General features: G+C 32.7%; 9 protein-coding genes and 1 pseudogene. 8 read left to right on the forward strand and 2 right to left on the reverse strand.

All coding sequences use genetic code 11. From position 1 onward, the window contains the following. The first annotated feature begins 83 nt into the window (after positions 1-83). The 3 genes from thiC to MT340_RS00880 all read left to right on the forward strand — a co-directional run bounded on the left by thiC (position 84) and on the right by MT340_RS00880 (position 3661). Positions 84-1820: a phosphomethylpyrimidine synthase ThiC gene (gene thiC, locus MT340_RS00870; protein WP_243603480.1), complete on the forward strand. Its 1737-nt coding sequence runs from the start codon at positions 84-86 to the stop codon at positions 1818-1820. Between the two features lie 235 nt (positions 1821-2055). Further along, a complete protein-coding gene (gene rarD, locus MT340_RS00875; protein ID WP_243588362.1) occupies positions 2056-2961 on the forward strand; it encodes an EamA family transporter RarD in 906 nt (301 codons plus the stop codon). A gap of 94 nt (positions 2962-3055) precedes the next feature. After that, the gene (locus MT340_RS00880; RefSeq protein ID WP_243588363.1) at positions 3056-3661 is read left to right on the forward strand and encodes a stage II sporulation protein M; all 606 of its coding nucleotides are present in this window, start codon (positions 3056-3058) and stop codon (positions 3659-3661) included. Between the two features lie 59 nt (positions 3662-3720). Here the strand turns inward: MT340_RS00880 and MT340_RS00885 are convergent, their stop codons facing one another. Further along, positions 3721-4311 (reverse strand): TetR/AcrR family transcriptional regulator, encoded by a 591-nt coding sequence (locus MT340_RS00885; protein ID WP_243588364.1) that lies wholly within the window; start codon positions 4309-4311, stop codon positions 3721-3723. A gap of 548 nt (positions 4312-4859) precedes the next feature. Here MT340_RS00885 and MT340_RS00890 point away from each other — a divergent pair. After that, the gene (locus MT340_RS00890; RefSeq protein WP_243588365.1) at positions 4860-6812 is read left to right on the forward strand and encodes a P-loop NTPase fold protein; all 1953 of its coding nucleotides are present in this window, start codon (positions 4860-4862) and stop codon (positions 6810-6812) included. 84 nt (positions 6813-6896) lie between these two features. On the opposite strand, the pseudogene MT340_RS00895 reads toward MT340_RS00890, so the two are convergent. Further along, positions 6897-7732 (reverse strand): annotated as a pseudogene (locus MT340_RS00895) (IS3 family transposase). Between the two features lie 318 nt (positions 7733-8050). On the opposite strand from MT340_RS00895, the gene MT340_RS00900 reads away from it, so the two are divergent. From MT340_RS00900 to MT340_RS00915, 4 genes are all read left to right on the forward strand, one after another. After that, on the forward strand, positions 8051-8683 hold the full coding sequence (locus MT340_RS00900; RefSeq protein WP_243588366.1) for an HNH endonuclease: 633 nt from the start codon (positions 8051-8053) through the stop codon (positions 8681-8683). A 105-nt stretch (positions 8684-8788) separates the two neighbouring features. Continuing rightward, complete coding sequence (locus tag MT340_RS00905; RefSeq protein WP_243588367.1) at positions 8789-12103, forward strand: choice-of-anchor I family protein; 3315 nt, start codon at positions 8789-8791, stop codon at positions 12101-12103. Between the two features lie 209 nt (positions 12104-12312). After that, positions 12313-12648: a helix-turn-helix domain-containing protein gene (locus tag MT340_RS00910; protein ID WP_243588368.1), complete on the forward strand. Its 336-nt coding sequence runs from the start codon at positions 12313-12315 to the stop codon at positions 12646-12648. 36 nt (positions 12649-12684) lie between these two features. Further along, the gene (locus MT340_RS00915) at positions 12685-13506 is read left to right on the forward strand and encodes a CPBP family intramembrane glutamic endopeptidase (RefSeq protein ID WP_243603481.1); all 822 of its coding nucleotides are present in this window, start codon (positions 12685-12687) and stop codon (positions 13504-13506) included. Positions 13507-13510: the final 4 nt, after the last annotated feature.

Raw genomic sequence — 13510 nt, forward strand, 5'->3', positions numbered from 1 at the left:
ATTCAGTATTAAGCTGAATGCTTTTTTTATGAGGCTATTTATCAGTAATATTGGACGCTCCTAACGAATAGGAGGTTATTTTAATGAAACAAGAATTGATTAATTTTAAAAAGAATTTTCCAGCGAGCAAACGAATCTTTAAAGTAGGAAAGCACGAAGATGTTAAAGTGCCTTTCCGTGAAATTGAGCTTTCGGATACGCAACTTGAAAGTAGTTCCTTTAAAAATGACCCAATTGTCGTTTATGACACAGCAGGCCCATATCATGATGAGAACTATGAAGTGAATATTAATCGAGGTCTCCCTAAACTTAGAAGTTCATGGATTGTGGAACGTGAAGATGTTGAATGTTATGAAGGGCGCAAAATTCAATCGATAGACAATGGCTTTAAGCAAGAAGGACACAAGAACTATGTGGCGCACCCTTTTCATTATCAACCGAAACGTGCGATGAAAGATAAAGTGGTAACGCAAATGTATTATGCGAAACAAGGCATTATCACGAATGAAATGGAATTTGTGGCGATTCGTGAACAGGTTGATCCGGAATTTGTCAGAGAAGAAATTGCGAGAGGTCGTGCGATAATTCCAAACAACGTCAACCATCCAGAATCTGAGCCGATGATTATTGGAAAGAATTTCAAAGTTAAGATTAATGCGAATATCGGAAATTCCGTTGTGTCATCATCGATTGAAGCGGAAATTGAGAAATTGGTATGGGCGATTCATTGGGGCGCAGACACGATGATGGATTTGTCGACAGGCAAGAACATCCATTCTACTCGAGAATATTTGATTCGTAATTCACCAGTTCCAGTAGGTACAGTGCCGATTTATCAAGCTTTGGAAAAGGTGAACGGTGTAGCTGAAGACTTGACTTGGGAAGTCTATCGGGACACGCTTATTGAACAAGCTGAACAAGGCGTGGACTACTTCACAATTCATGCCGGGGTATTACTTCATTACATTCCATTAACTGTGGACCGTTTAACAGGAATTGTATCGCGTGGAGGATCAATTATTGCACAATGGTGTCTTGCGCATCACGAAGAAAGCTTCTTATATACGCATTTTGAAGATATTTGTAAAATCTTAAACAAATATGATGTCGCTGTATCTTTAGGAGACGGCTTACGACCAGGCTCAATTTATGACGCAAACGATGAAAGCCAAATTGCAGAACTTAAAACTTTAGGTGAATTAACAGAAATTGCTTGGAAACATAATGTACAAGTTATGATTGAAGGTCCAGGACATATTCCAATGCATAAAATCAAAGAGAACCAAGATTTAGCCGATTTCTATTGTAAAGAAGCACCGTTCTATACATTAGGACCTCTAGTTACAGATATCGCGCCAGCCTATGACCATATTACTTCTGCCATTGGAGCAGCTCAAATTGCTAGCCATGGAACTGCCATGTTATGTTATGTAACACCGAAAGAACATCTTGGTTTACCAAATAAAGATGACGTTCGTGATGGAGTGGTCACATATAAAATCGCGGCGCACGCAGCGGATTTAGCGAAAGGCTTACCAGGTGCGACAGTTCGAGATGATGCGATTAGTAAAGCGCGTTTTGAGTTCCGTTGGATAGACCAATTCAATTTATCATTAGACCCAGATCGTGCGAGAGAATATCACGACGAAACCTTACCAGCAGAAGCTGCTAAAATTGCGCACTTCTGTAGCATGTGTGGACCTAAATTCTGTTCAATGAAACTGTCACACGACATTCGTGATTCATACAAAGAACAATTAGAAGGTATGAAAGAGAAAGCTGAAGAATTTAGAAAATCAGGCAATAAAATTTATCAATAATATTGAAATATCTTATGGCAGTGGCTCACGTAGTCACTGCTTTTTTACTGTTTCAAAGATAAGGGTAAGACTTCGGGTTGTGTGATGTTAGTAGGAAGGATGTCTAAAATAAACCTGATTTCATAGTTTTTTTAAGTTTATGAGCACCTACTATACTCAAGCCTTCCAAGTATTGATACGATAGGTATAATGATTAATACATATTTCCAGGGTTATACAGTTAGGAGGTTGAGTAATGAATTCTACAGCTGAATTTAAGAAAGGAATTTTATTTGCGCTAGGTGCGCACTTATTATGGGGCGTTCTTCCAATTTATTGGAGATTGATTGGTGGCATAAGCGCATTTGAAATTTTAGCTTATCGTATTGTTTTATCAATGATTTTTATGATTTTGATGGTTTTTGTACTTAGGAAATCTCAAACATTTCAACGTGACTTGAATCACTTGTTCACTCATCCGATTCAACTTGTGGCAATTATAGTTGCTGGTTACGTGATTACTATAAATTGGGGTACATTTATTTGGGCGGTTTCTAATGGACATGTTTTACAATCCAGTCTTGGTTATTACATTAATCCATTAGTGAGTATTCTATTGGCGTTCATTTTTCTAAAAGAAAGATTTAATAAATTTGAGTCCTTAGCGATTCTATTTGCAGCAATTGGTGTATTATATATGACCATTCGAGTTGGCGAATTTCCGATTATTTCATTAATGTTAGCTTTCTCATTTGGAATTTACGGTTTATTGAAAAAATTAGTTCAAGTAGAAGCAATAAGTGGAATTACGATTGAATGTATTGTCACAGCACCGGCTGGACTAATTTATATGATTTACTTATGGCAAACGCATCAAGCGTCAGTAGGATTGAACATGGATACATTCTGGTTGATGTTCTCAGGTGCAGTAACGGCAATACCATTAATCCTATTCTCAGCCGGCGCACGACGTATTCCGTTGTCACTAACAGGATTTATACAATACGTTAGCCCAACATTAATATTCCTATTAGGTATCTTTGTCTTCAAAGAACAGTTTGACGTACATCAATTTGTGACATTCATCTTTATCTGGATCGGTATTGCGCTTTACAGTATCTCTCAATATGTAAAAATGAAACGCAACCCAAGACCAGAATAACTAAGAATTCTTAATTTCACCTTAAATATCTTCAGTGATTATTATATTACCTTAAGATATTTGATAGTATAAGTGGCGACAAGGGAGGTCGCTTATGCTAAAGCTAATTGATTTAGACATAGTTAAACGAGCGTTAAAAATATTTATAGTTGCTACAATTTGCTTAATCATTACAACAATTATCTGTTACTTTATCCATCCATCATTTAATGAGTTGAAAGATTTAGGGAGTACGAGCGAAAAAATTAGTGACGCTAATGGGCTAGAGAGAGTATGGAAATATATTGTTAATAATGGCTTTCAAGTCCCATTACAAATGTTTATCTTAGCCTTACTACCTATTCCTTACCTTTATTTAATTAACTTGGTAGTTACGATTATTCTTCCAGGTATTATGTTAGGCTTCCTTATTAATTTTGATATGCATAAAGGTATGGCTGGATTGATTGCATTTATTCCACATTATACATTTGAAATTATGGGTTTTTGTATTCTAGCGAGCGCTTTATATTTGCTAAACAAAGCAATCACACGTCGTTTTACCAATCTTTTTAGGAAAAATAAAAAAGAAAACTACCCGATAAAAACTAATTTGATCAATGTCATTAAATCATATATATTTATCGCCTTACCATTAATCATCATAGCTGCTTTCTTAGAAACATACGTAGCAAACTTCATATATAATCTTATAACTTAGTATTCATATATAAAGCCAAATGAACAACATCCCGAGTTCGTTTGGCTTCTTTTATGCACTTATTCAATTTCAGATTGAATATTAAGCAGTTCATGAGTTGAATTTTTGGCAATATTCACTAGTATGTTGGCGATGTAGTGAGAGCTGTAGTGCATCTCGCTATTCATCCAACGTTCAATCACTCCAATATGACCATGGATTGTGTAGTTTAAAATAATGTCTTTTTCGAAATCGAGTTCGACGTTGTTCTTCTCAAGTAATGGATAGTAAATATGTTCTCGAACCTTTTCTACAAGAAGGGCTCTGAAGTAAGTTGTGTTCATATTCTGTATAAGCACTTTTACGAAGTCAAAGTTCATTTCTATATATTCTAATAATCTGTAGAATGAAATTTTAAATTCCGTATTAAAGATTTCGTCCTCTTTTGTATTACCTTTTTTCACATATTCAATCATTTCATAAATCGTATCTTCAATCATAGAGTTTAAGAACTGATCTTTACTTTTATAGTGTAAGTAGAACGTACTGCGATTAATATTTGAGGCGTTTGCCAATTGTTGAATGGTAATGTCTGAATAATCCACTTCATTCAATAACGTTGTAATCCCTTTTTTCAAATAATCATTTGTTCTAACTTGTCGTTTATCCATCTGAAAATTCCTTTCTAATTAGATAAATATAGACCTAAATAACTATAAACATACCTAATAATAGATAAAGTGTCTATTATCAGTATACTTTATCGATCTTAAAAATAGTTAAAAGGAATGAAAGCTATTAGTATTTAGTAATTAATATTGTTCAAATACCTAAATACTCAATAGTTAAGTCATAGCATATATAGTCATCCAATCCAACTAAGCTAAAACAGCAATTAACACAATTTAGATGACTTCATAGGCGACTATAATTTACAACACTTCATTATGTACATACTACCTCCTAACGATGCTATTGTAGACATAACACACTCTTACTAGGCCAACTTCGACCTATCAACAGTGTTAACACTCGTATTCGCATTCATAGGCATGTTTAAGATGGCACGCAAAATCAGTAAAACAGACATGCTAAGTGCATTGAACTCAGTGGAATAGATAATCTTATTGAGGATATTTCTATTTGAATTTTTATAGAAATATCCTTATTTTAATGGTTAAATAAAAATTAGATTATGTAGTTTTTATTAAGCAAGGATGTGTTTATAATTCTAGAAGATTTTGAAGTAAAAAATAAGAAAGATGATAAATTAAAGTTAGATAAAGATGTAAAAAACTTTATAGATAAATATATTAATAGTAACTATAGAGGAACCATACTATTAAATGGCAAATGGGGGATAGGTAAAAGTAGTTTTATTAATTTAGTGAGAGAAAGATATATTTTGGATTTTAATCATACTAGAAAATTTATTTTTTTAGATTATTGGAATAAATTAAATGCTGAGAATTTTTATTCATACTTATACTCTCAAGTGAGACCAATACCTTATTGGTGTATTAAATTTTCACCACTATTACTTGTTGTCATCCTTACTTTTTTACACCGTATTTTCGACTTACTCAACACGTTAAACTTTCTTATCGGGATAGTTGCTATTTTAATTAGCAGTATCCTAACTTTTTTTCTTGATCATTTTTCAATAGAAAAAATATTTGAATATTTGTGTAAGTATTTTATAAATAAGAATAAACCTATATTCATTATTGATGATTTCGATAGGATAGATAGAGAAAGTAAACAGATTTTATATAATAATATTTCTAACATAAATATGTTCGAAAATTGTTTAATAATTGTACTTGGAGATTATGAAAAAATAATTTTAGAAAATGATGATATATTTGTACAAAAAATATTGAATAATATCGAGCATATGCCTGAAGCTACTGAATCAAATAATATCAAAAATTATCTATTTGATGAAATAGAGAAGATAAGTTTAACTAGAAATTCTGATGATAATGAATTAGTTATGAATAGAATTGGTGATATTTTTATTAAAGAAAAAAGAACATTGAGAGAAGCTAAACAATTATTGAATTTATTTAAATATAATTATGAAAATAAAAAGTTGAAAAATGTAAATTATGCAGAGCAATTGGCTATTTGTTATATATATCAATTTCATCATAAAGAATATAATTATATAAAAGAGAATATTGATGATATATATAGTGAAAATTTAAAGATAGATCCAACTGATTCTAAGGATAATTATCAATATTCAATTATAGATCTTTTTGAAGAAAATAATTTAAATACTTCTTATAATTTTGTCTCATTTATTTACAATACTTTTCATAATGTTCATTATTTTAAATTTGAATTTCCATCGGTCACTAAACAAGTAAATTTCCCTCTATATAAAATTGAAAGTAGTAAAACTTCAACTATATCAAATGAATTGGTTTATAATTTTATAATGTCAGATGTGAGTGAAATAAATGAGTTTTTAAAATTTAATAATGATAATTTGAATAGATTTTTCTATATTTTGAAAGATAATTATTTAAATAGAAATATAAATCAAGACAGACAAATATATATAAGCTTATTGGAGAAATTATCTTATATCTTTGAGAATAATTTTCATGATACTTCCCGTTATATAGAAACATTAATTTATGAGACAATTGAACACTTAAAAATAGGTTTAGAGTTAGAACCAAGACAGCAATACAAAGATATAATAGTGCCAAGCAAAATTATGGATGTTTCTCAAAAATTGCATTTACTTCCTAAATTTGTGCCAGCTAGAACCGAAAAACTTCGAGACCAACAAAAGTGCTTAGTTGTTGAAACATTCAACAATAATTATATCGATATTTTAAAGTGTTCAAAGCCTGATATAGTTTTTATTTTTTATACTCACTATTACGTCTATATCATTGAGTATATTAATATTGATAATGATTTATTTAAAATATTTGATTTAGATAATGAAGATTTAGCAAAATTTATTAATAAGTATTTCCTAAAATTAAATAATTTCAGTGATAACGAAGAGAAAGAAATCAGATTATATGATATATGTTTTAATGATTCTTTTAAGCTACAGTTCTTGAGTAAAATTGATGAATTAAAAAGTTTAAATCTAATAGATGAGAATGTAGTAGTTACAAGTGAAAATTTGTTAAATAAAATATAAGAAAAGCAAGTATAATTTATGAAAAAAAGTTAGTTTGTATGGCACTGAACCCTTAAAACGGGAACTTAATAAAAACACTATTTTCTAGGCTGCTAATTCTTTGTATTTTACAGGGGATAGGTAGCATAGTTTTTGTTGAATTCGATTATTATTTTAGTTTTTAATGTACTTTTCGACAATATCTATTACAATGTGATTAGAGCTATTAAGCTTATTATTGATGTAGAAAGTTTCAGACTTTAGCGAGGAATGGAAACTTTCTATCGGGGCGTTATCAGCAGGTGTTCCCTTTCGGGACATACTTCTGATAATGCCTTTTTCTTCGCATAATTGATAATAAGCATAAGATGTATAAACACTGCCTTGATCACTATGTAATATACAACTCTCAGGTATATTAATTTGATTTAATGTATCATTAACTAAACATTGGTCTTGTTTATCATCTATTTTATATGTCACAATTTCTCCGTTATAAATATCCATTATCGAAGATAAATACAACATAGAATTGCCAAATGGTAAATAAGTAATATTAGTTGTTAATACTTCCATGGGACAACTCGCTTTAAATTGTCTGTTTTATAATACTGTTTACCTATTCTTGTCGCCTTTTTAGGTCTAACTCGGCAGTTCAAATGATGCTTCTGCATAATTCTCTGTAATCTCTTATGATTAATTGGTGATGTATAATATTGATTAATCAATGCTGTAATTTTACGATAACCGTAGGTATATTGTTTACCAACGTGTTGTGAAAATCTATAACTTTCCCCATTTCAATACCATCGCCACCAAGTTTACACTTGTGTTTTATTTCTAATATTTAATTCTTTCATAATTTCTTTTGTCGAAACCCCAGCTGCTTTCATTTCAACTGCTTTATACTTTGTTTCTACTGAATAAGACACTCTTTTCATAGAAAAAACACCTCCGTATGAATCATTTTAATATGAATCATACGGAGGTGTTTTTATATAATTTCCACTAATTGGGGTCAGCCCAGTATCGACAAAGTTACAAGCTAACTTTTTATTTGTAGAAATATGACAATTTTACTTTACATAATAGGATTTTATTATTAAAAATGCAAAGTAACTACTAATGAATTAAATGTTAAATAATATAATTTTTAAAATGTGCTTAATTTTTATATTGTATTACATTTACTTTTAAAACTGTAAGGTATTTTTTATAGTATTATATGGTAATAACATATAATAAAGGGGAATTCTGATATGGGCAAAAAATGGACTGAAATCATAATTGAAGCTTTTCAAAATTTAGGTGGAGACGCCAAATATAGTGATTTATATGATGAAATTGAGAGGATTACTGGTAAAGATAGAAAAGTAAAAGATTTTACACCTCCAGTAAGAGGAGCAATTGAGACACATTCTAGTGATTCGAAAGCATTTACTGGGACTCCGGGAAGCGACAAGGATTTATTTGTTTCATTATCTGGAATTGGGAAAGGTCATTGGGGCATTCGAAAAGATAAAGATTATAAATATAGTGAAGTTAATTTAACAGCAAGCTTAGAAGAATTCGAAGAAGGAAAACAAGTCTTAAAACAACATTTAAAAAGAGAACGAAATTCAAGATTAATAAAAGAAGCGAAAAATCAATTTATAGACAAACATGGAAGTTTACATTGTGAAGCTTGTGATTTTAATTTTAAAGATAAATATAATGTAGAAGATGTTGAGTTTATTGAGGCGCATCATTTAAAACCAGTATCAGAATTAAAAGAAGGCGAGAAAACTAAAATAGAAGATATTGTTATGTTATGTCCGAATTGTCATCGTATGATTCACAGATATCGTCCTTGGATAAGTGAAAAACGTGATATTAAAAAAATATTGAAATAGTTACCTTCAACATGTGTTTACTTATTCTTTACTAGTTCCCAATAATCTATAAATATTCCTCTTGTAAGATGGTGGTGTATATATCATTTTCAAGGGGGATTTTTTATGAAAAATAAGCAGATGTTTAATAAGCGTGAGGCGTTTTCGATTCGTAAGTATTCAATTGGGGCTGCGTCGATTTTAGTTGGGAGTTTATTATTTTTAGGGGGTCAAGCGTCTGCAGCTGAGAGTAATGAGACTCAATCTTCTGAGAATGTTTCTACAGAACAAGCTACACAAGAGAAACCAAGTACGGAAAGTGCTACTCAAAGTGTAGAACAACCCAAGACAAATGAAGTTGCAACGCAAGAAGTGAAAACGACTGAGGTACCATCAACTGAAGAGGTGAAAACTCAAGAGGCACAAGTTCAATCAAATGAAGCGATACATAATGATGCTCAAAGTAATCAAGCATCACAACAAGCTAATACGAAGGAAGTAAGTTCTGAGGTTTCATCTACGCAAGAAGATAAAGATACAAATGAAGCACCACATACTCAAGAGCAACCTTCTACAGAACAAGCTCCACAAGAATCTGAGACTAATGATAAAAATTCAACATCAACTAAGGAAGTAAAAACAGAAGAAGCTCCTACTGAAGAGGTATATTCATCGCAAGATAAAACAACACAATCTACTACAGAACAACTTACAAAAGAATCATCACAAACTCAAGAACAAGCACAACATGAAAGTAAACAAGAAACTTCAACAGAAGAGTCTAAAGAATCGACTACTCAAGAAACTACAAAGACAACACAACCAAGTACTGAAAAGATAGAAACTGGACATGATAAAACTGCTCCAAAGAGTAATGAAAGTTCAGATTCTACAGTAGTTCAAGATAAGAATGTAGGTTCGACTCAAGAGGGTAGGGAGTCTACACAACCGAGTAATACCAATCGCCCTTTTCAAGAAGAAGTGAAAAATAATGAAGTAACTTCTACGGAAGAAGGTAACGTAACAATTGCTGAGGTGCCTGAGACTGAGATTAAGGATTTAACGCCTAAAGAGAAAGAAGAATTGTTCAAGGTATTACAAGAAGATGCCAACACGCAAGATCAGCAACCGAAAGCAATTCTGTCAACGACGCCTGAATGGACGTCAGCGCAACGTACGAAGAATGCATCTCGCACTGGGCAAGATCAATTAAATGTGACGCATTCGGGACGCTATACGAGTGGTGCGGACTTCGGTAAAGGTGGCACAGAAATTGTGAAGTACAATCCGAAGAATGGTTATGCGTATTCGGTGAATGGCGATAAAGAAGCGTTAGACATTATTGATGTGAAGCATCCTGGAAAAGAGGGCGCAATTAATTTAGTGAAACGCATTTACTTACAAGATAATGGAATTGAAGCGGGCGACGTGACAAGCGTGACAGTTCATCCAAGTGGCGATTATGTCGCAGTATCAGCGCCAGCAGAGGATAAAACGCAACCTGGGCACGTGGCGTTCTACAGTGCAGACGGCCAATATTTAAATCATTTGACGGTCGGCAGTCTACCGGATATGGTGACGTTCTCTAAAGATGGCAAATATTTATTAGTTGCGAATGAGGGAGAACCGAATGATGATTACACAGTTAATCCGCAAGGCTCAGTGTCAGTAATTAATCTTTCTGCTGGCCCAAGTCATTTAACTGCTGAAAATGTGCGCACAGCTGTCTTTACGAAAGAACATCAACAAGGTCTCCGTGCATTAGGTCCAAATGCAGAGGATGCGTATTTAAATATCGAACCAGAGTATATTGCGGTAGATAATCAAAGTAAGTACGCTTACGTGACATTACAAGAAGTGAGTGCCATTGCGAAGATTGATATCGAAAAAGCACAAATTGTAGATGTGAAAGCCTTACCTTATAAAGATTATTCACTTGCCCAAAATTCAATGGATCCATCTGACAAAGATGATAAAAAAGAATTACGTCGTGTGCCAGTTCTTGGATTATTACAACCGGACGGTATCGATACGTATGAATATAATGGGGAAACATATTTAGTTATCGCGAATGAAGGCGACTCTCAAGATTACAAGGGATATTCTGAAGAAACGCGTGTGAAGAAATTGAAAGACGATATTCAATTAGATGCACGTTACTATAAAGGTTTCACTCAAGCTGAATTAGATGAAATGGTGAAAAATGGTCTATTTGATGATGAACAACTTGGTCGTTTGAAAGTGACGACTGCGCAACCATTCAAAACTGAAGACGGTAAATATAATGCACTAGTCACTTATAGCGGACGTTCATTCTCTATCTTGAGAGCGTCTGATTTGGAAATGATTTACGACAGTGGCAATGACATCGAGCAACGTGTATTAGATTTACTTCCTGAACGCTTCAATGCCAATTATGAAGGACCAGATGAAATTGAAGTAGATGGCCGTAGCGATGATAAAGGTCCAGAAGTTGAGAACGTAGTTGTTGGTAAAGTTGGCGCGCATTCATATGCATTCGTCGGATTAGAACGCGTGGGTGGCGTTATGATTTATGACATTACGAACCCTAATGAGCCTTATTTTGTGAAATATTTATATGACCCAGATAATAAAGATATCTCACCAGAAGGCATCACTTTTGAAAGTGCTGAAGAGAGCCCAACAGGCAAACCAATGTTAATCGCCTCATTCGAGCTATCAGGCACAACATCAACTTGGGAATTAGACGACTTAACAGGAGATGTAGAAGACGATAATAACCCAGGAAATACTAACGGGGAGTCTAAAGATGATCCTGATAATCCTCTTTCTGAAAATGAAGAACCAAATACAGACCATGATGTAGATAACGGAGAACATCAAGATAACGAAGACGAAACTTCAGATAATGAAGAAGACAATCATTCATCTGAAAGCAATAATGGAACTGATGAGGGTCTAGAACCACTTTATGAAGTAGATGGGGACATTTTTGGAGATGATAGTGACGAGGTAATCTCAGATCAAGCAGATAATAATGACGGAGATACAACTAATCACGAAGAAGGCACTTTAGAGAATGAAGAAAGCAATCAACCTGCTAACCAAAATAATGAAAACGAAACTCATAATGACAACCCAATGTTAACTCAAGGAGTAGATGTAACACATCATAATAGCTCTTCTCAAAATGTGAATCATAAAGCGCATTCAAATCATCAACAAGACGTCAGTCACAACAGACAATCAACTGCACCAAATCATCATACAGTTGAAAATAATCATTCAAATACAGTAGCTAGTAATGTAAAACATTCACAACATTCTAATGGAAAAACAATAAAAGAATTACCAAAATCAGGTCAAACTGGAGCCAACACAACATTATGGTCAATCTTATTAGGTGGACTAGGCTTAGCATTCATTAGAAAACACAAACCATCAAAAACTGAAAAATAATATATAAATCTCATAGCTCATTAGATGATTAAGTTCATTTAGTGCGCTATTTTTCTATTTAATTTTTACAATTAAACGCTAAATACATGTATAACATGATATGCTAAATTTTGGATACAGAATGTTAACGAATATCAAGACAACGCACCATTTTGTATGCAGAAAAATACATATAAACTTGCTAAGTTTGAAGTGAGGTGACCTATATTATGAAACTTGCTGAACAGATTAAAAAGCATCGCAAGAAGAACAATCTAACTCAAGATCAATTAGCTACTGAATTACATACCACACGACAAACCATTTCTAAATGGGAACAGGGCACGATTGAACCGAATGCTCAAATGATTGTTCAATTGGCCAACAAGTTTGGTATTTCAACAGATGAGTTATTAACTGGAGAAGAAACTACGCTACATAAAGAGGAGGTAAACCAACCATCTCAACATTTAAATTTTTGGGACTTCTTATCTCAAAAATGGTGGTTTGTACTCATCATTGTCGTTATTATTTGTGGCACCATCACTCAAATATTCACAAGTTAAAATATAGGTCTCCTAAGATAACTTAGGAGGTTACTTATGTCTTTAATAAATAAAAGTTTAAAAATCATTGGCGTTATCATTTTATCTTTCATCCTAACGGTAGTGGCTCAAAACATAGCCATTCTATGGCATTTATTAAACTTACATTCATTTGAAACGGTTTTACATGCGATAACTTATGTAGTTTTAACTTTTGTATTCGTCAAATTAATTATAAATAAATTGTTTAAAGATACTTTAGCGAATTATCGCATCAACAAATTTCAATTCAACAAAAGTTATATCATCATTGGTCTGCTTATACCAATAGTCATGTTTTTAATCTTTATTTGCTTTGTACCAGGGCATTTTGAAATAACTAAAACCAACAATATGACTGAATATCTTGAAATGTTATTTGAAATTGTGGTGTTAGGAGGCATTTGTGCACCAATAGCTGAAGAACTAGTTACTAGAGGCTTGTTGATGGGCTACATTGAAAAGAAAACAAATATCACATTTGCCATTATTGTTACGTCAGTACTCTTCGCATCAGTTCATTTGTTTAACGGATGGATGTCTGGCGTAAGTCTAATACTACTTCTATCTGGAGGAATAATTGCAGGTATTTTATACGGGTTAACGGCATATAAATTTAATAGTATTTGGGCAAGTGCCTTCTTACATATATGCTGGAACATGGCAGATCTTCTCCATGTCACAACCCATAATGAAAACTACGGCGTTATTCAATACATTACCAAGACTAATAACATATTAATAACTGGAGGAGATTACGGTAATACCGCCTCAGTTATTTCAATAGGTATATTTTTAATCGCAATAATTATTTTATTATTCAAGAAAAGAAAAATTTAGAAAA

Source organism: Staphylococcus sp. NRL 16/872 (assembly GCF_022815905.2).
Classification (GTDB): domain Bacteria; phylum Bacillota; class Bacilli; order Staphylococcales; family Staphylococcaceae; genus Staphylococcus.

Coding starts and splice junctions, on each gene's coding strand:
- thiC (WP_243603480.1), top strand. CDS start 84: ATGAAACAAGAATTGATTAATTTTAAAAAGAATTTTCCAGCGAGCAAA.
- rarD (WP_243588362.1), top strand. CDS start 2,056: ATGAATTCTACAGCTGAATTTAAGAAAGGAATTTTATTTGCGCTAGGT.
- MT340_RS00880 (WP_243588363.1), top strand. CDS start 3,056: ATGCTAAAGCTAATTGATTTAGACATAGTTAAACGAGCGTTAAAAATA.
- MT340_RS00885 (WP_243588364.1), bottom strand. CDS start 4,311: ATGGATAAACGACAAGTTAGAACAAATGATTATTTGAAAAAAGGGATT.
- MT340_RS00900 (WP_243588366.1), top strand. CDS start 8,051: ATGGGCAAAAAATGGACTGAAATCATAATTGAAGCTTTTCAAAATTTA.
- MT340_RS00905 (WP_243588367.1), top strand. CDS start 8,789: ATGAAAAATAAGCAGATGTTTAATAAGCGTGAGGCGTTTTCGATTCGT.
- MT340_RS00910 (WP_243588368.1), top strand. CDS start 12,313: ATGAAACTTGCTGAACAGATTAAAAAGCATCGCAAGAAGAACAATCTA.
- MT340_RS00915 (WP_243603481.1), top strand. CDS start 12,685: ATGTCTTTAATAAATAAAAGTTTAAAAATCATTGGCGTTATCATTTTA.